This is a genomic window from Streptomyces sp. NPDC003248 (assembly GCF_055563235.1).
On sequence record NZ_JBVHDT010000008.1, the window covers coordinates 1 to 17,410 of the forward strand.

Annotated in this window: 13 protein-coding genes; 3 read left to right on the forward strand and 10 right to left on the reverse strand. The window is 73.8% G+C overall.

Annotation, left to right across the window (positions count from 1 at the left end; genetic code table 11):
• Positions 1-221: 221 nt before the first annotated feature.
• Positions 222-1,553 carry an FAD-dependent oxidoreductase gene (locus tag ACZ3KJ_RS20005; RefSeq protein WP_467528630.1) on the reverse strand — a complete coding sequence of 444 codons (1,332 nt, stop codon included), beginning with the start codon at positions 1,551-1,553 and terminating at the stop codon, positions 222-224.
• A gap of 275 nt (positions 1,554-1,828) precedes the next feature.
• Here ACZ3KJ_RS20005 and ACZ3KJ_RS20010 point away from each other — a divergent pair, with 275 nt between their 5' ends.
• The gene (locus ACZ3KJ_RS20010) at positions 1,829-3,406 is read left to right on the forward strand and encodes an aspartate aminotransferase family protein (RefSeq protein WP_467528631.1); all 1,578 of its coding nucleotides are present in this window, start codon (positions 1,829-1,831) and stop codon (positions 3,404-3,406) included.
• A gap of 258 nt (positions 3,407-3,664) precedes the next feature.
• Here ACZ3KJ_RS20010 and ACZ3KJ_RS20015 read toward each other — a convergent pair whose 3' ends face one another.
• Positions 3,665-4,309, reverse strand: a complete 645-nt coding sequence (locus ACZ3KJ_RS20015) for a hemerythrin domain-containing protein (protein WP_467528632.1) — start codon at positions 4,307-4,309, stop codon at positions 3,665-3,667.
• Positions 4,310-4,370: 61 nt separating this feature from the next.
• Positions 4,371-5,945, reverse strand: a complete 1,575-nt coding sequence (locus ACZ3KJ_RS20020; RefSeq protein ID WP_467528633.1) for an MFS transporter — start codon at positions 5,943-5,945, stop codon at positions 4,371-4,373.
• 274 nt (positions 5,946-6,219) lie between these two features.
• On the opposite strand from ACZ3KJ_RS20020, the gene ACZ3KJ_RS20025 reads away from it, so the two are divergent.
• Positions 6,220-7,170, forward strand: a complete 951-nt coding sequence (locus tag ACZ3KJ_RS20025; RefSeq protein WP_467528635.1) for an MBL fold metallo-hydrolase — start codon at positions 6,220-6,222, stop codon at positions 7,168-7,170.
• Positions 7,171-7,449: 279 nt separating this feature from the next.
• Here ACZ3KJ_RS20025 and ACZ3KJ_RS20030 read toward each other — a convergent pair whose 3' ends face one another.
• The 3 genes from ACZ3KJ_RS20030 to ACZ3KJ_RS20040 form a co-directional block, all read right to left on the reverse strand.
• Positions 7,450-8,391, reverse strand: a complete 942-nt coding sequence (locus ACZ3KJ_RS20030) for an aromatase/cyclase (RefSeq protein WP_467528636.1) — start codon at positions 8,389-8,391, stop codon at positions 7,450-7,452.
• A gap of 74 nt (positions 8,392-8,465) precedes the next feature.
• Positions 8,466-9,263, reverse strand: coding sequence for an SDR family NAD(P)-dependent oxidoreductase (locus ACZ3KJ_RS20035; protein ID WP_467528638.1), 798 nt, complete (start codon positions 9,261-9,263; stop codon positions 8,466-8,468).
• 95 nt (positions 9,264-9,358) lie between these two features.
• Positions 9,359-10,057 (reverse strand): TetR/AcrR family transcriptional regulator, encoded by a 699-nt coding sequence (locus ACZ3KJ_RS20040; protein WP_467528640.1) that lies wholly within the window; start codon positions 10,055-10,057, stop codon positions 9,359-9,361.
• 117 nt (positions 10,058-10,174) lie between these two features.
• Between ACZ3KJ_RS20040 and ACZ3KJ_RS20045 the strand changes: the two genes are divergently transcribed.
• Complete coding sequence (locus ACZ3KJ_RS20045) at positions 10,175-11,875, forward strand: MFS transporter (protein ID WP_467528642.1); 1,701 nt, start codon at positions 10,175-10,177, stop codon at positions 11,873-11,875.
• 549 nt (positions 11,876-12,424) lie between these two features.
• On the opposite strand, the gene ACZ3KJ_RS20050 is transcribed toward ACZ3KJ_RS20045, so the two are convergent.
• The 4 genes from ACZ3KJ_RS20050 to paaC form a co-directional block, all read right to left on the reverse strand.
• The gene (locus ACZ3KJ_RS20050; protein WP_467528644.1) at positions 12,425-14,848 is read right to left on the reverse strand and encodes a SpoIIE family protein phosphatase; all 2,424 of its coding nucleotides are present in this window, start codon (positions 14,846-14,848) and stop codon (positions 12,425-12,427) included.
• Positions 14,849-14,927: 79 nt separating this feature from the next.
• Positions 14,928-16,064, reverse strand: a complete 1,137-nt coding sequence (gene paaE / locus ACZ3KJ_RS20055; protein ID WP_467528645.1) for a 1,2-phenylacetyl-CoA epoxidase subunit PaaE — start codon at positions 16,062-16,064, stop codon at positions 14,928-14,930.
• Positions 16,064-16,579 carry a 1,2-phenylacetyl-CoA epoxidase subunit PaaD gene (gene paaD / locus ACZ3KJ_RS20060; RefSeq protein ID WP_467528648.1) on the reverse strand — a complete coding sequence of 172 codons (516 nt, stop codon included), beginning with the start codon at positions 16,577-16,579 and terminating at the stop codon, positions 16,064-16,066. The genes paaE and paaD overlap by 1 nt, the downstream gene beginning before the upstream one ends.
• A complete protein-coding gene (paaC, locus tag ACZ3KJ_RS20065) occupies positions 16,573-17,403 on the reverse strand; it encodes a 1,2-phenylacetyl-CoA epoxidase subunit PaaC (RefSeq protein WP_467528650.1) in 831 nt (276 codons plus the stop codon). The genes paaD and paaC overlap by 7 nt, the downstream gene beginning before the upstream one ends.
• Positions 17,404-17,410: the final 7 nt, after the last annotated feature.

Genomic DNA, 17,410 nt, shown 5'->3' on the forward strand with positions numbered 1-17,410 from the left:
GCAACGCACGCACCACCGCCAACCCGATCCCCCGACCCGCGGCCGTCACCACCACCGACTTCCCCGCATACTCCAGATCCACGACCCATACCTCCTGTTTGTCCGTTGATCATCCGTTGATGAATCGAGCGATCCGGGCCTTTCGGACGGCCCGGACGAAAGGTTGATCCTCGATGGCGCGCGCCGTGACCGGAGCGCGGACGGCCGCCGGTGGCGCCGTGTCAGAGCGTCGCGGCGACCCGCTCCTGGATCTCCGGGCCCAGGAGCGCGGCCGGCGGGTCGACGAGACCGAACACCTTCAGGCAGGCGACGGCCAGTTCGTCGTCGAGGGTGGCCGCGGCCTGGGTCCGGCCGACGAGTTCGAGCACCCGCATCAGCTCCGGAGGGCGCTCGCCCTCGACGCCGGGGATGCTGAGGTCGCTGAGCACGGTCATGTCCCAGACGGGCCCCACGACCTGTTCGGTGAGCTGTGCGAAGAACTCCGCGGGGTCCGGCTGTACGCCGTCCGCGGCCCGCAGCCGGTCCCTCAGCACCGTCGCCTGGAGGGCGGCGAGCGTCATGCCCTGGCCGTAGCGCGGGTTGAGGCTGCACACGGCGTCGCCGAGCACCAGCAGTCCGCGCGGGAAGCGGGCCAGCCGCTCGTAGTGCCGGCGCAGGCCGGCCGGGAAGCGGTAGCGCTGCGGCTCGGACAGCGGCTCGGACACCTCCAGGATCTCGTGGATGTCGGGCGCCGCCAGCGACTTGGCGAAGGCGAGGAAGCCGTCGTGGTCGAGCGGCGGATGGTCGCCGAGCAGCCCGTAGAGCGTGACCACGGTCCGCTCGCCGTCCACCCGCTGGCAGGCTCCCCCGCGGGGCGAGTCGGCGGAGGCGACGATGTTGACGGAGATGTCCCCGGCGAAGGCCTCGGGCGGGGTGCGGACATAGCGGGTGACGTATCCGATGTCGACCTTGAGCCGGGTCTCCTCCACCCTCCCGTAGCCGAGTTCCTCCAGCCGGACGGGGGTGCGGGAACCGCGGCCGGTGGTGTCCACGACGAGGTCCGCGGGCAGGTGCTCGGCCCCGGTGCCGTCCCGCCGGGTCACCGTCACGCCGACGACGGCGTCCCCGTCCCCGGCCGTGGTGAACCCGGTGACGTCCCGGTCGCCGTGCACGGTCACGCCGGGCAGCGCCCGGACGCGCCGGCGCAGGTGGAACTCCCGGAAGGGGCGTGAGGCGGTCACCGTGCCGAGTCCGGCGGCCGGCTTCCTCAGGGGGTGGCCGCCCACGATCCAGCGCATGGCGCCGGCGATGTCACCGGCGTGCGCGCCGGCGGCGGCCAGTTCGTCGCCGAGCCCGGGGAAGAGCTCCTCGGAGATCTGGTGGCCGCGGGCCAGGAAGTCGTGGGCGTGTCCGCTCTGCGGCACCCCGCGGCGCGGCTCGTGCGGCGCACCGGCCAGGTCGTCCCGGTCCAGTACGGTCACGCGCCCGTAGAACTCGGACAGGACGCGGGCGGTGAAGAGTCCGGCGATCCCCGCTCCGAGGACGATCGCATGCGCTTCGGCGCGAGGTGTCATGACCTGCCGCCTCCTGTGGTCGGCTTCCGTGGGCGTGGGTGGGTGGTGCGCAGAGCGCACCGGGTGGCTGTCCCGTGTCCCGTGCGCCGTGCTTCGGCACGAGTGCGTGCGCCGTGCTTCGGCACAAGCTAGCGGCGGCCCGCTCACCGCCCGCCCACCGCGCGGCCATCGCGGCACCATCCGGGACCGGCGTTACCGGCCGATGACCCTCGGCTGAGATCCCTCACACCGCGCTTGCCTAGGCTCGCCCGCGACCCCGACGACGGAGGAGAGCCATGGAATCCGAAACCAGCCGAGCGGAGCTCACCGAGCCGTATCTGACCGGGATGCTGGCCGGTATCGGTCTCGCTGTCGAATACGTCCGGGCCGAGGGGAACACGCTCCACCACCTCGGCGACGACGGGTCCGAGATCCCGGTGGTCGACTACTGCGGCGGTTACGCGTCCCTGTTCCTCGGCCACAACAACCCGGAGATCGTCGCGCACGCGCAGCGGGTCCTGTCCGCGGGCACGCCCGTTCTCACGCAGTTCTCCCCGCACTCCACGGCCAACGACGTCGCGCTGAAGCTCAACGAGATCCTGCGCCGCGAGACGGGTGCCACCGAACCGTACTTCGCGCATTTCGCGAGCACGGGTGCGGAGGCCGTCGAAACCGCGGTCAAGCAGGCGGAGTTCGACCGGGTGCTGAAGGTGTCGGCGCTGATGGCCGAGATCGGCGAGCACGTCGAGCGGGCCCGCGCCCTGGCCGCGACGGGCGGCGTCACCGTGGCGGACGGCGCGTGGGCCACGGCCGGCCTGGAGCGGGCCGGCGCCGCCTCCTTCGAGGACCTCGCCGCCGCCGTCGTACGCCACAACACCGCGGTGTCGGCCCGTCCGCCGGTGCTGCTGGCGCTGGAGGGTTCCTTCCACGGCAAGCTGATGGGGAGCGTGCAGTTCACCCACAACACCGGGTTCCGGTCGGCGTTCGCGGCGCTGGGCGCCCAGGCCCGGTTCGTCCCCGTCGACCAGCCGGACGTCCTGGCGAAGACGGTGGACGAGGCGCGGGCCCGGGTGCTGGACGTCGTGGTCGAGGAGGGGACCGTACGGCTGGTGGAGCGGGACTTCCCCGCGTTCTGCGCGTTCCTGGTCGAGCCGATCCAGGGCGAGGGCGGTATCCGGGTGCTCGGCGAGGAGTTCGCGGCGGAGGTGCAGCGGGTCTGCGCCGAGGCCGGCTGCCCGCTGATCATCGACGAGATCCAGACCGGCGTGGGGCGCACCGGTTCCTTCTTCGCCAGCGCGCAGGTGGGGCTGCGCGGTGACTACTACGTCCTGGCCAAGAGCCTCGGCGGTGGCATCGCCAAGTGCTCGGTCGCGCTGGTGGGCCAGGCGCGCTACCGCCAGGAGTTCGAGCTGGTGCACAGTTCGACGTTCGCCAAGGACGGCTTCTCGTGCGCGATCGCGCTGAAGGTGCTCGAACTGCTGGAGGCGGACGACGGGGCGGCGTACCGCACGGCCGCGGAGCGCGGGGCGCGGCTGCGGGAGATGCTCGACCGTGTCCGTGCGGACCACCCCGACGTCGTGGCGGAGGTCCGCGGCAAGGGACTGTTGCAGGGCCTGGAGTTCCGCGACCAGTCGCAGGCGGCTTCCGAGCTGATCGGGTCGCTGGCCCGGCAGGGCGTCTTCGGCTACGCCGTGGCCGGCTTCCTGCTGCGCCGGCACCGCATCCGGGTGCTGCCGACGGCGAGCGCGCCGAACACCCTGCGGTTCGCGCCGTCGGTCCAGCTCACCGACGCCGAGATCGACCAGTTGGAGGCGGGCCTCAGGGACCTGTGCACGCTGCTGCACGACCAGGACGAGCAGCGCCTGATGGGCTGAGGACGCCGACGGCCGGCCGCCGCGGAGGGGGAACCTCGCGGCGGCCGGCCACGGCGGGCGCCCGGAGGCCGGGGCTGCCGACGGACCGGTGCCGGACGCGTGCGGGGGTTCACGCGTCCGGCACCGGAGTGTGTGGGGGTCACCCGTCCGGGACCGGAGGGTGCGGGGGTCACCCGTCCGGCACCGGAAGGTGCGGGGTCACCCGTCCGGCACCGGAAGGTGCGGGGTCACCCGTCCGGCACCGGAGTCTGCCGGGCTTCAGGCAGCCGGCCGTTTCCAGGGCGAGTGCCGCTCGTAGCGGGGCCGCCACACGGCGCGGTACACCAGGCGCAGCGGCGGGGGCAGCCGGTCGAGCACGTCCCGCCGGTCGCCCTCCGGCACCCCGTCGAGCAGCCAGGGGAAGAACGTCGCCGCGCCCTTGAGGCCGACCTGGCTGCGCTGTTCGGCCACGAAGCCGTTCCACTCGGCGGCCGTCAGCTCGCTCTCCAGCAGGGGCAGCGCCTGCGCCTCCTCGTGGTCGAGGTGGTCGGACAGGCAGGCGGCGACCTCCCGCATGAGGTCCGGCAGCGCCCGCTCGCCGCCCTCCTCGGCGAGGGCCGCGTCGACCTTCTCGGCGGCCCGGTCCAGGAGGGCGTGTTCGGCCTCCATGTCCTCCAGCATGGCCAGCGCCTCCGGCCGCCCGGCCAGTTTGTTCCGCAGGACGGGCCAGAGCGAGTGGTCCTCGGCGACGTGGTGGATCGTCAGGTAGCGCCCGAAGAGCTGCCATCCGTCCCTGAAGGCGGCGATGTCGTCGTGCTGGGCCGCGGTCAGCAGCCGCAGATCCCGCCGGAGGGCCCGGTGGATCGCGTACATCATGGTCAGGTCGACGCCGGAAGCGGTGCCGGACTGCGCTCGGGCGCTCATGGTGGACTCCTCCTGGTCGGGAGCGGCGGGCGGGCGGGGGTTCGGCGGTGGCCGGAGCGGCTCAGACGACGACGCCGATCTCGGCGTTCTCCGCGTCCGCGGAGGAGACCCGGATGACCAGGACGGCGAGGAGGAACGCGCCCAGCAGGACGAAGCCCGTGACGAGGAACGCCGTGCCGTATCCGTGCGCGAGCGAGTCGAACACCGCGTTGCGGACCTCCGGCGGCATGTGCGCCGCGTCCGCGGGCCCATAGCTCTCGGCGGACTCCGCAGCGGCCGCGCCCATCAGCTCCGTGAGCCGGTCCTTGGTGACGGTGACCGCGACCGTCCCGAGGGCCGCGAGGCCGAGCGCCGCTCCGACCTGCTGTCCCGCGTTGAGGAGCGCCGAGGAGACGCCGGCCTGGGCCTTGCGCACCCCGGCCACCGCCGCGAGGGTCAGCGGCACGAAGCACAGGCCCACGCTGCATCCGGCGAGGACCAGCGGGCCGAGCAGGTCGCCGCTGTAGCTGCCGTCCTCGCTGATCCGCGAGAACCAGAAGAAGGCGACCGCCGCCAGCACCGTCCCGGCGCCGAGCAGGACCCGCGGGCCGACCCGCCCCACCACCTGGCTGCTGATCGTCGCGAAGACGGCCGCGCCCACGGCGAACGGCAGGAAGGCGAAGCCGGTCTTCAGCGGGCTGAAGCCGAGCACGATCTGCATGAAGAGGGTCAGGAAGTAGAAGAGGACGATCATTGCGGCGCCGAGCGTCAGCATGATCGCGTACGCGCCGGAGCGGTTGCGGTTGCGGAAGATGCTCAGCGGCATCAGCGGGGAGCCGCTGCGCGCCTCGATGACGACGAAGGCGGCGAGCAGCGCCGCGCCGACGGCGAGCGGGGTCACCGTGCCCGCGCTGCCCCAGTCCTCGGTGGCGGCGTGGATCAGCCCGTAGACGACGAGGGACATGCCGGCCGTCGAGGTGACGGCGCCCGGCAGGTCCAGTCGCCGGCCGGCGGCGTCGGCCCGTTCGGCGGGGAACGCCCGGACCGCGGCCAGCAGCAGGAGGACCCCGATGGGCACGTTGACGAACAACACCCAGCGCCAGCTCAGCGCGTCGGTGAAGACCCCGCCGAGCACGTTGCCGAGCGCGCCGCCGGCACCGCCCATGGCGGCGTAGATGCCCATGGCCTTGTTGCGTTCGGCGCCCTCGGAGAACGTGCTGGCGATCAGGGCCAGCGCGGCGGGCGCCACGAGCGCCCCGGCCAGGCCCTGCACGGCCCGGGCCGCGATCAGCCAGCCCTGGTGGGGCGCCATGCCGCCGAGCAGCGAGGCCACCGTCAGGACGCCGACGCCGACGAGGAACGTACGGCGCTGGCCGTACAGGTCCGCGATCCGCCCGCCGAGCAGCAGGAGTCCGCCGAATGCGAGCGCGTAGGCGTTGACCACCCACTCCAGGTCGGTCGCGGAGAAGTCGAGGGCCGACTGGATGGACGGCAAGGCGACGTTCACGATCGAGACGTCGAGGACGACCATCAGCTGGGCCACCGCGATGGCGGCCAGCGCCAGCCCCTTGTTGGCGGAGCGGGAGCCCGCCGGCGCGCCGTTCCGCGGCACGGCGGGCGAGGTCGCGGGAGGCTGCCCCACGGATCGTTCGGACACCAGATCTCTCCTGCCGGTGGGCGATGGGAAAGGGAAAGGGAAGCGGAGGCAGGCCATCCGCCAACTTCGGAACAACTTGCCCCACAACTCTGGAACACTATGCCCCACACCCGGCTCCGGTGCAAGCTGTTCCACAGTGGGATCCGGCCACTTCGCAGGTCTCTCCGCCGGCGCTCTTCCCCGCGGCCACCCCCGCACCTGCGCCCCTCCAGCGGGACGGCGGATCGTGAGGACCGCTCGCGCTCCGCACCACCGCCTCGGGAAGGAACTCCGGATGACCCAGCCCACGGCCGGGCCGCGCCCCAGCACCCCGCTCCCGCCCGCCCCTCCCCGCCTCGAAGAGCTGGCGCCCGGCGTCCACGCCTACATCCAGCCGGACGGCGGCTGGTGCCTGAACAACGCCGGCGTACTCATCGGCGACGACGCCGTGGCCCTGGTGGACACCGCCGCCACGGAACGGCGGGCCCGCGCGCTGCGCGCGGCCGTCGCCTCGCTCACCCCGCTGGAGGTGGGCACCGTCGTCCCCACCCACCACCACGGGGACCACCACTTCGGCAACGCGGTGGCCGCCCCGCACGCCACCGTGGTGTCCCACGAGGTCACCCGGGCCGAGATGGCCCGGCGCGGCCTGGCGATGCGGGAGGTCTGGCCGGCCACCGACTGGGGCGACGTCCGCCTCTCGCTGCCGACGCTCACCTTCCGCGACCGCGCCACGCTCCACGTCGGCTCCCTGACCGCCGAGTTGATCCACGTCGGCCCCGCCCACACCACCGGCGACGTCGTGGTCTGGCTGCCGGAGCAGCGGGTCCTGTTCGCCGGGGACGTCCTGCTGCCCGGCTGCACCCCGTTCGTCCTCATGGGCTCGTTGAGCGGCACCCTGGAGGCGATCGCGCGGCTGCGGGCCCTGGACCCGGCCGTCGTGGTGGGCGGACACGGCCCGGTGGCGGGGCCGGAGGTGCTCGACGCGACGCGGGACTACCTGCTGTGGGTCCGCGACACCGCCCGCGAGGGCCTGGCCGCCGGCCTCTCCCCCCTGCGGACCGCGCTCCGCGCGGACCTCGGCGCGTACGCCCGGCTGCGCGACCCCGAACGGCTGGTGGCCAACCTGCACCGCGCCTACGCCGAGGAATCGCGGCTCCCGCGCGACACCGAGATCCGGTCGGCACCGGTCTTCGCGGAGATGGCGCGGTTCAACGGCGGCCGCCCGGTCGCCTGCCACGCCTGAGCCGGCGGTGCCGCGGCCCCGGCGCACGCCATCGGGACGGCGCGCCGGATCCACGGCACCGCTCCGGTGCCGGGGTACGGCGGGAGGGGCGGTCCCGGGGGGGCGGGACCGCCCCTCGCACGGGTGGGCGGTCCCCGGGGGCGGGACTGCCCACCCGTGCACGTGGGCGGCTCCGGGTGGCGGACCGCCCCTCGCGCGGGTGGGCCGTTGCGGGCGGCGGACCGCCCTCCGTACCCGTGGGCGGCTCCGGGCGGCGGCCGCCCTCGCACGGGTGCGGTGTCAGCCGACGGGGTTGCGCTCGGTGAACTCCTTGGCGTGCCGGAGCGTCGCCAGGCTGTTCGTGCCCAGCGCGTCCCGCACGAAGGCCCGCGCGTCGGCCACGGTGGCGTCCGGGCCGAGCAGGTGGACGGAGGACGGGTTGACGACGACGGTGTGCCGGGCCACGGCCGTCGTCACCCCGTCCGCCTCCTCCAGCAGCCAGGCCCCCACGTGCGCGGTGAGCAACGGCGGCACGCGGAGCTGCTTGTACACGATGCGGGAGGGGCCGAGGCTCACCCGCACCGACTCGGTGGTGTGCCGGGAGCCGTCCCGGGCGATCGTGTCCATCTCGAGGATCTGGATGTCCGTGCCCGGCTCCGTCAGTCCCACCCGGGCCACGTGCGGAAGCAGGTCCTCCCACGCCTCGGCCCGCCACAGGAAGGCGTGGACGTCGGCGCACGGGGCCTCGATGCTCACCTGGTCCTCGAAGGTGCACAGCAGTTCCCCGAGCCGGTCGGCGGACTCGGCGGTGGCCTTCATCCGGCTCAGTTCGGCCTCGCTGTTGCGGTCCAGCGCCTGGTTGATCCACGCGACGTTCTCCGGGGCGTCGTCCACGGCCGTGAAGTCGTGCAGCAGCACCACCTCGCACCGGGCGTCGGACAGCGGGCGGATCCGCCACTCGCCCCCCATCGACGCCGCCGGCGCCTGGGTCCTCTCCTGGCGGAAGCCGATCACGAGGCCGTCGGGGTCGAGCCGGCGCCGGGACCGCCACGCCTTGACCTCGCCGTTGGCCGTGGCCCAGACGTGCAGCACCTCCTCACCGTCGCCGAGCGGCGTCTGCTCCACGTGCACCGAGGGAGGGAAGACGCGTGGCCAGTCGGCGGCGTCCGCGATGATTGCGTACACGGTCGGCGCCGGAGCGTCGACGGTGATCGTGTGCCGGGCGCGATGCGTCACTGCCATGGCGGAACAGGGCCTCCTTGGGTCGGGGCCGGGGCGGGCCCTCGTACGGACATCAGCGGTACACCCGTCGGGCGTCAGTAGTTCCCGAGGCCGCCGCAGACGTTGAGGGCCTGGGCGGTGATCGGGGCGGCGGCGGGGGTGACCAGGTAGCCGACCAGGGCGGCCACCTCTTCCGGAGCGGTGTACCGGCCCAGCGGGATCTTGGCCTCGAACCGCTCGAGCACCTCTTCCACCGCGATGTCCCAGTGGCCCGCGTATCCCTCCCGCACCGACCTGGCCATCGGGGTCTCCACGTAGCCCGGGCAGACGGCGTTGACGGTGATCCCGGTCTTCGCCAGTTCCAGCCCGAGCGACTTGGTGAAGCCGACGACCGCGTGCTTGGAGGCGCTGTACGGCGCCCCGAGCACCACGCCCTGCTTTCCGCCGGTGGAGGCGATGTTGATGATCCGTCCGATCCGTCCGGCCGCCATCCCGCCCGCGTTGAGCACCTCACGGGTCATGCGGAAGACGCTGGTCAGGTTGGTCTCGATGACGTCGTTCCACAGCTCGTCGGGGATCTGCGCGGTCACTCCGCCGCCGCTGCGGCCCGCGTTGTTGACCAGGATGCCGATGGGCCCGAAGCGGTCGACGGCGGCGGCCACGGACCGCGCCACGTCCTCGCCCCGCCGTACGTCGGCGGCGATGCCGTCGACGGTGATCCCGCTCTCGGTCAGCTCCTTCACCGTCGCCGCCACGTCGTCGGCGTTGCGCGAGGTGATGAAGACGTTGATGCCGGCCCCGCCCAGCGTCTCGGCCACCGCGCGGCCGATGCCCCGCGTGGCCCCGGTGACCAACGCGACCCGCTGCTCCTCGGTCTGCGACTCCGCCGTCATGGCGCTCCTTCCCCACGTGTCCGTCGCTGCCTGTGCAAGGCGAGCCTGACGGGGGGCCCTGGAGTACGGCTGAAGGGCTGGGCGAGCGAGGGGGGTCATCCGCCGGACGCGCGCTCCGCGGCCAGGTCGGCCACCAGCGCGGCGGCTTCGTCCGCGGGGATTCCGGCCGCGCTCAGGAACGTGATCGGGGCGGCACGGCTGGCTTCGCCGCTGTCCAGGAGGCCGTCGTTCACGGCTTCCATCAGGCTGAAGATGATCTGTTCGAGGACGTAGACGAGCACGCGGTCCGACAGCGGCGTACGGAATCTGCCCTCGTCCAGACCGCGTCGCAGGACCTGGGCACCCGACTCGTGCACGAGGGCGAGGCGCTCGCGGATGCCCTGCATCGTGACGGCGCTCTGGGCGAGCGAGAGCAGCAGGCGGTAGCGGTCGGTCACACGCCACACGGAGAGCATCGCGCTGGCGACGGCACGGGCCGGGTCGTCGATGCCGGCGATGCCGGCGACGTGCGCGGCCTGCACCGCCTCGACCGCCTCCTCCACGATCGCGGTGACCAGGGTCTCCCGGTTGGAGAAGTGGCCGTAGATGGTCCGCCTGACCACTCCGGCGGCGCGCGCGATCTGCTCCATGGAGGCGTCGGGATCGCGCAGCAGCTCCACGACGGCGACGTCCAGGATGCGCCGCCGGTTGGCGTCGGCGCGCTGCTGGGCGGCCGAGGGAGAGGTCGGTCGCGGACGGCTCGTACGTCCGTGCAGGGCGGTGCGGCCCGGCTGAGTGCCCGTCATGGGCCCCATTCTGCACGGGAAACACCGTCATTGCACAACCGCGTGCATCGACAGCCCTCGACGGGATACATTGCACAGCACTGCGCAATTGCACACCTGCGCGCAATCACGAGAAGGAGCTTTCGCATGCCCTTATTCGTCAATGAGCCGGTGGCACGCATGGAGCAGCCCTACGCCCGCCGCTGGTGGGCCCTGCTCGTCCTGTGCCTGAGCCTGCTGATCGCCGTCATGGCGAACACCGCGCTGACCGTCGCGGCCCCCGACATGACCGGCGACCTCGATCTGAGCAGCTCCGAACTGCAATGGGTCATCGACGCCTACACCGTGCCGTACGCCGCCCTGATGCTGCTGCTCGGCGCCATGGGCGACAAGTGGAGCCGCCGGGGCGCGCTCGTGCTCGGCCTGGTGATCCTGGCGGCGGGAGCGGGGGCGGGCGCGCTCGCGGACAGTCCCACGGGCGTCATCGCCGCCCGCGCGGTGATGGGCGTGGGCGCGGCGATGATCATGCCGGCCACGCTGTCCCTGCTGGCGGCGACCTTTCCGCGCGAGGAGCGGGCCAAGGCGATCACCCTGTGGGCGGCGACGTCCGGCGTGGCCATCGCGGCCGGCCCGCTGATCGCCGGAGCGCTGCTCTCCGACTACGGCTGGGCGTCGACGTTCCTGATCGACATCCCGGTCGCCGTCCTCGCGATCGCCGGCGCGTTCGTCCTCGTACCGCCGTCGAAGGCCGGTGACCAGGGCAGCGTCGACTACGTCGGCGGCCTGCTGTCCGTCCTGTGGATCAGCGCCCTGATCTACATGATCATCGAGGGTCCGGGGTTCGGCTGGGGCACGCGTCCGATCGCGGCGGCGGTCGTCGCGGCCGTGGGCCTGGCGGCGTTCGTGGCCTGGGAGCTGAAGCACCCGCGGCCCGTCCTCGACGTCCGTAAATTCGCGCACCGCGGGTTCTCGGGGTCGAACCTGGCCGTGGCCCTCTTCTTCCTGGCGGTCTTCGGCGCGTTCTACTTCCTCACCCTGCACCTCCAGTTCGTCCTGGCGTACGACCCGCTGGAGACGGGCCTGCGCATGCTCCCGCTGGCGGGGGCGGTCTTCGTCGGCTCGGCGCTCACCGGTGTCCTCACCCCGCGCCTCGGCGCCAGGGTCATGGTCACTGCGGGCATGGTCGGCGGTACGACGGCGCTGGCGCTCATGGCGGCGACCGGGTCGGCGTCGACGTACGGGGACTTCGTCCCGGCCCTGGTCGTGCTCGGTCTGTCGCTCGGCTTCGCGGTCTCCCCGTGCACCGACGCGATCATGGGTGCGTTCCCCGAGTCGGAACTGGGTGTGGGCGGTGCCGTCAACGACACGTCCCTGGAGCTCGGCGGCTCGCTCGGCATCGCGGTGCTCGGCTCGATCCTCGCCGGTTCGTACGCCTCCGGGGTGGAGGACGGGACGGCGGGCGGCGGGCTGCCCCCCGCCGCCCTCGAACAGGCACAGGACTCGGTGGGCGCGGGCGGGGGCGTGGCCCGGGCCCTCGGCGAGCAGGCACGTCGGCTCGCCGAGCAGGCCGCCGGGGCGGGCTCGTCACCGGAGGCCGCCGCCCTGAAGGCGCAGTCGGACGAGCTCGCGCGGAGCGCCGAGCAGCTGCGGCACGCGGTCGGGACGGCGTTCTCGGACGCGGTGGCGCACACCAGCCTGGTCGGCGCGGTGATCCTGGGCGTCGGGACGGTGGTGGTGGCGGCGCTGCTGCCCGGCAGGCGGAAGGCCGCCGCGACGGTCGCGGCCACGTCGGGCGGTTCGGACCGCACGGAGGAGCAGCCGCGTCCCGTCGAACGGGCGGCCCGCTGAGGTGGTGCGCGCGGTCACCGGGGCCGGTCGCCGTCGACGCACGTGCCCCGCGGGGCTGCCGGGCGGACGCCGTCGGCGCGTGTGAGCGGTGAGGAAGCCGGGCGGACGCCATCGGCGCGTGTGACCGGCGAGAAGGCCGGGCGAATGCCATCCGCTCGTCCGACCGGCAAGGAAGCCGGGCGAACGCCGCCGGCTCGTCCGACCGGCGAGAAAGCCGGGCGAACGCCATCCGCTCGTCCGACCGGCAAGGAAGCCGGGCGAACGCCGCCGGCTCGTCCGACCGGCGAGAAAGCCAGGCGAACGCCATCCGCTCGTCCGACCGGCAAGGAAGCCGGGCGAACGCCGCCGGCTCGTCCGACCGGCGAGAAAGCCGGCGGGACGGCCGCCAGCTCAGCCGGCGGGGGGACGCCTGCCCGCGGGTCCGTCCCCAGCCGGTCCCTCCCGCAGCGGGCCCTCCCCTGCCGGACCCTGCCCCGCCGGGCCCTGCCCCGCCGGGCCCTCCCCCGCCGGGCCCTCCCCCGCCGGGCCGGACGACGGCCGTCCGGGTTCTCACAACGCGAACAGTCCGTCCGCCAGGGCTTCGGTGAGGGGTGCCGGAGTGAGTGAGACCTCGGTCCAGATGGTCTTGCCCGTCGGCGTGTAGCGGGTTCCCCAGCGCCGCGTCAGCTGTGCCACCAGGAACAGGCCTCGGCCGCCCTCGTCCTCCGTGGCGGCCCGCCGGAGGTGGGGGGAGGTGTGGCCGCCGTCGGAGACCTCGACGATGAGGCCGCGCTCCCGGATGAGCCGCAGGGTCACCGGAGCGCCGCCGTACCGGAGGGCGTTGGTGACCAGCTCGCTGACGACGAGCTCGACCACGAACGACGCCGCCTCGTCGACCCCCCACGCGCTCAGCCGGTCGCGGGCCAGCGAGCGCGCCCTCGCCACCTCTCCGGCGTCGAGCGGGATGTCCCAGGTCGCCACCAGGTTCTCGGCCAGGGCGTGGACGCGGAGCAGCAGCAGGGCGGCGTCGTCCTCGGGCGCCCGGGGCAGGAGCCTCCCGATGACGCCGTCGCACGTCTCCTCCAGCGGGCCGTGCCCGGGACCGGAGAGCGCGGCGCACAGGGAGCGGACCCCCCGGTCGATGTCCGTCTCGCGGCTCTCGACGAGTCCGTCGGTGTACAGGGCGAGCATCGCGGCTTCCGGCAGCTCGACGTCGGCGCTCTCGAACGGCAGGCCGCCCAGTCCGAGGGGCGGTCCGGCCGGGAGGTCCACCAGCTCGGCGCGGCCGTCGGGGGCGACGAGCACCGGGGGCAGATGCCCCGCACGGGCCATGACGCAGTGCCGGGAGACCGGATCGTAGATCGCGTACAGGCAGGTGACGCCCAGCGCCTGGTCCTCGGCCTCGGTGGCCCCGGACGGCAGGGTGGTGCCGGTCCGCGCCACGAGGTCGTCGAGACGGGCGAGCAGCTCGTCGGGGGTCAGGTCCAGCGCCGCCAGGGCCGCCACCGTCGTGCGCACCCGGCCCATGGTGGCGGCCGCGCCCATGCCGTGACCGGCGACGTCCCCCACCACCATGCCCACGCGCGCTCCGGACAGCGGGATGACGTCGTACCAGTCCCCGCCGACGCCGGCGGGCCCGGCCGCGGGCAGATAGCGGTGGGCGATCTCCACGCCCGGCGGCTCGGGCAGCGCCCGCGGCAGCAGATCGCGCTGGAGCATGAGGGCGGTCGCGTGCTCGCGGGTGTAGCGACGGGCGTTGTCCACGCACACCGCGGTACGGGAGACGAGTTCCTCGGCGAGCAGGATCTCCTCGGGCTCGAAGGGGCTCCTCGGCCAGGTCCGTACGAGGGCCACGACGCCCAGGAGGGCGCCCCGGGCCGTGAGCGGAACGGCGATCGCTCCGGCGGCCGGGTCGGCGACCGGTCCGTTCTCGTCCAGGCAGCGCAGGCGGAGGGCGTCCAGCGCGTCGGACGCGATGTCGTCGGACGCGTCGTCGCAGGGGCGCCGCGCCGCTCGGCGAAGGGGCGAGCGGGTGCCGCCGCGCGGCGGCTCCTGTCCGCTCAGGACCGGTTCGAAGACGTCGACCACGGCGGCGTCGGCGAAGTCGGGGACCACGAGCTCCGCCAGGTCGCCCGCCGTGCGACGGATGTCCAGGGTCCTGCCGATGCTGCCGCTCGCCCGGCTGAGCAGGGCGAGACGCTGCCGCGCCACATAGCGGTCGGTGATGTCGAGGCTCGCCTCGCAGGCCCCGATCGGCCGGCCCTCCTCGTCCTGGAGCCGGAAGTAGGAGCACGACCAGACGCGCTCGCGATGGGGGGCGAGGCGGGTGGAACTCCGGTAGCGCACATCGGCCACCGGTGTGCCGGTGCGGATCACGCGCTCGACGATCTCCTCGACCCCCGAGACCTTCCGGTCGTCGTGTCCCAGCACGCGGCCCTGCGGAAGGAGGTCCTTCACGAACCGTCCGACCGCCTCCCGCAGCGGCACTCCGAACTGCTTCTCGACGGCGGCGTTGATCCAGCGCAGCCGGGCGCCCGTGTCGTACACGACCAGATGGACGGGTGACTCCCGGTCGAGTCCGGCGAGCACGCTGCGGCCGACGGCCTCCCAGTGCGCCTGCTCCGCGCCCGCGGCCATGAGGATCCACCCGGACGCGCCGTCCCCGTGGGCGAGCGGAGTGAGGGACAGCATCACCTCCAGCGGGCGTCCGTCACCGCGGCGGACGATCCGGGCGCCGATCAGCCGAGTCGTGTCACGGTCGCCGGCGAGGGGCGCGTCCGCCCCGGTCCCCGCGGCGGCCAGGACCGCGTCGGCGGACCGGCCGAGGACGTCGTCGGCCCGCAGACCGAACAGTTCCTCGGCCTCCGGGCTCCATCCGGTGAACCGCATGCGGTCGTCCAGCACCGCAGTGGCGCAGCCGGGTGGCGAGGTCTTCGAGAACGGCCTGCCGTGCAGCCACGCTCCCGCGTCGGGCGCGTCGGGGAGACCCGTCATCGCTGCTCCTGAGGGTGGTGGAGTCAGTCCTCCGGCTCGTTCAATTTACCGTGGGACGTCCTGCCTGACCCGCTGCTCCTCAGCTGTCGAAGTCGACGGTCAGGGTGTCGGAGACGGGGAAGGTCTGGCAGGTCAGGACATAGCCGGCGTCGACCTCGGCGGGTTCCAGCGCGTAGTTGCGGCGCATGTCCGCCCTGCCGTCGGTGACCCGGGCGCGGCAGGTGCCGCAGACGCCGCCTTTGCAGGCGAAGGGCAGGTCGGGGCGGACCCGGGAGGCCGAGTCGAGGAGGGTGGCCCCGCGGGAGAGCGCGGAGGTGGTGGAGCGGCCGTCGAGGACGACGGTGACCTGGCTGACCGGCCCGTCGGGCCGCTCCTCCTCCCGGCGTACGGCCCTCGCCGGTTCCTCGCCGGCGAAGAACAGCTCCTGATGGATCCGGTCGGCCGGCACCCCGAGTCCGGCCAGGACCTTCTGGGCGTCGCGGACCATGCCGTGCGGGCCGCACAGCCACCAGTGGTCGGCCCGGGGGACGTCGACCAGGCCGTCGACGAGCGCCGTGAGCCGGTCGGCGTCCAGACGGCCGGTCAGCAGCTCGGCCTCCCGGGGCTCGCGGGAGAGCACGTGGGCGAGCTGGAACCGGGCGGGGTAGAGGTCTTTGAGGTCGGCGAGGTCGTCGGCGAACATCACCGAGTCGGTGCGCCGGTTGCCGTAGAAGAGGGTGACGCGGGAGCGGTCGTCGGCGGCGAGGACGGACTCCGCGATGGAGAGCATGGGGGTGATGCCCGAACCGGCCGCGACGAGCACATGGTGTCCGGGCACGGTCAGGTCCGGGGTGAAGGCGCCGGCCGGGGCCATCACCTCGACGGCGTCGCCGGTGCGGACCTCGTGCACCAGCCAGGAGGAGAACAGCCCGCCGGGCACCACGCGCACCCCGATCCGGGGCTGCGAACCGGCCGGGGAGCAGATCGAGTACGAGCGTCGTTCGTCCCGTCCGTCGACCTCGCGGCGCAGGGTCAGCGACTGGCCCGGCGCGAAGGCGAACTCCTCCGCCAGGTCGGCGGGGATGTCGAAACCCACGGTGACGGCGTCCTCGCACAACCGCCGTACGTCCGCCACCTTCAGGGTGTGGAAGGACGGTCGGCGGCGGGTGCGCCGCGCCGGGGCCGGGGCCGGGGCCGGGGCCTGGGCCGTGGCCCCGGGGGCCGGCAGCTCGTCCATCAGATCTCCTTGACGTACTCGAACGGTTCCAGGCAGGCACGGCAGCGCCACAGCGCCTTGCAGGAGGTGGCTCCGAAGCGGGACGTCTCCTCCGTGTCGGTCGCGCCGCAGCGGGGGCAGGGCACCGTGCGGCGGGTGGCGGACAGGATCAGCGGCACCGGCCCGGACGCCGTGGACGGCGCCGGTCCGGGCGGGGCGATGCCGTGCTCGGCGAGCTTGCGGCGCCCCTCGGGGGTGATCCAGTCGGTGGTCCACGGCGGGTCGAGGACCGTGCGGACCTCCACCCGCTCGTAGCCGGCGTCCGTCAGCCGTGCGGCGACCGCGGCGCGCATCTCGGCCATGGCCGGGCAGCCGGAGTAGGTCGGGGTGAGGGCGGCGACGACCGTGCCGTCGGCGGTCACCGTCACGTCCCGCAGCACGCCGAGGTCGGCCAGGGTGAGCATGGGCAGTTCCGGGTCGGGCACCTGCTCGGCGAGGTGCCGGGCCCTGCGGGTGTCGGTGAGCACGGTCACCATGTCGCCTCCGGGTGGGCGCGGGCCACCGACTGGAGCTCGGCGAGCAGGGGGGCGAGGTGTTCGGTGTGGTCACCGTCGCGGCCCGAGCCGGCCGTCCCCGCGGTGCCGTCCGGCAGCGGCAGGCCCGCGGCCTCCGTGACGTGCCGCAGGACGGCGAGGACCTCGTTCCGCGCGTCGTGCGCCGCGAACAGCTCGCCCAGGTGGACGGCCGCCCGGGCGAGGCCGGTGCGCATGCGCCGGTGGGACTCCGCGGTGCCGTCGCCGAGCCGGACGACCCACTCGGCCGCGTACTGCCGGTGGTACGCCAGTTCCTTCACGCCCTTGGCGGCGACGGCGGCCAGCACCGGATCGGCCGAGGCGGCCAGGCGCTCGAAGTGGGCCAGCCGCCAGGCGGCGAACACCAGCAGCCGCGCCATGGTGAACGCGAAGTCGCCGTTGGGCAGTTCGGCCAGGGTCACGTTGCGGAAGTCCCCGGCGTCGCGGAAGTAGGCGTAGGCGTCCTCGCCGCGGCCGGTGCCGTCGACCTGGCCGCAGCGCGCGTAGAGCAGACGGGCCTGGCCGAGGAGGTCGAGGCCCATGTTGGCCAGCGCCACCTCCTCCTCCAGTTCCGGTGCCCGCGTGGTCCACTCCGCCAGGCGCTGGGCCATGACGAGGGCGTCGTCGCCGAGCGCCAGGCAGAGCGCGGCCAGTCCGGCCCGGTCGACGCCGTCGGGCACGACGGTGCTCACGCCGTGCAGGGGGTCCTCGAAGCCGGTGCCGTAGGCCCACCGGGTGTCGTCCTCGTGCCCCTCGGCGAGGGTCATGTAGACGTGGTCGTCGCTCAAGCCCCGC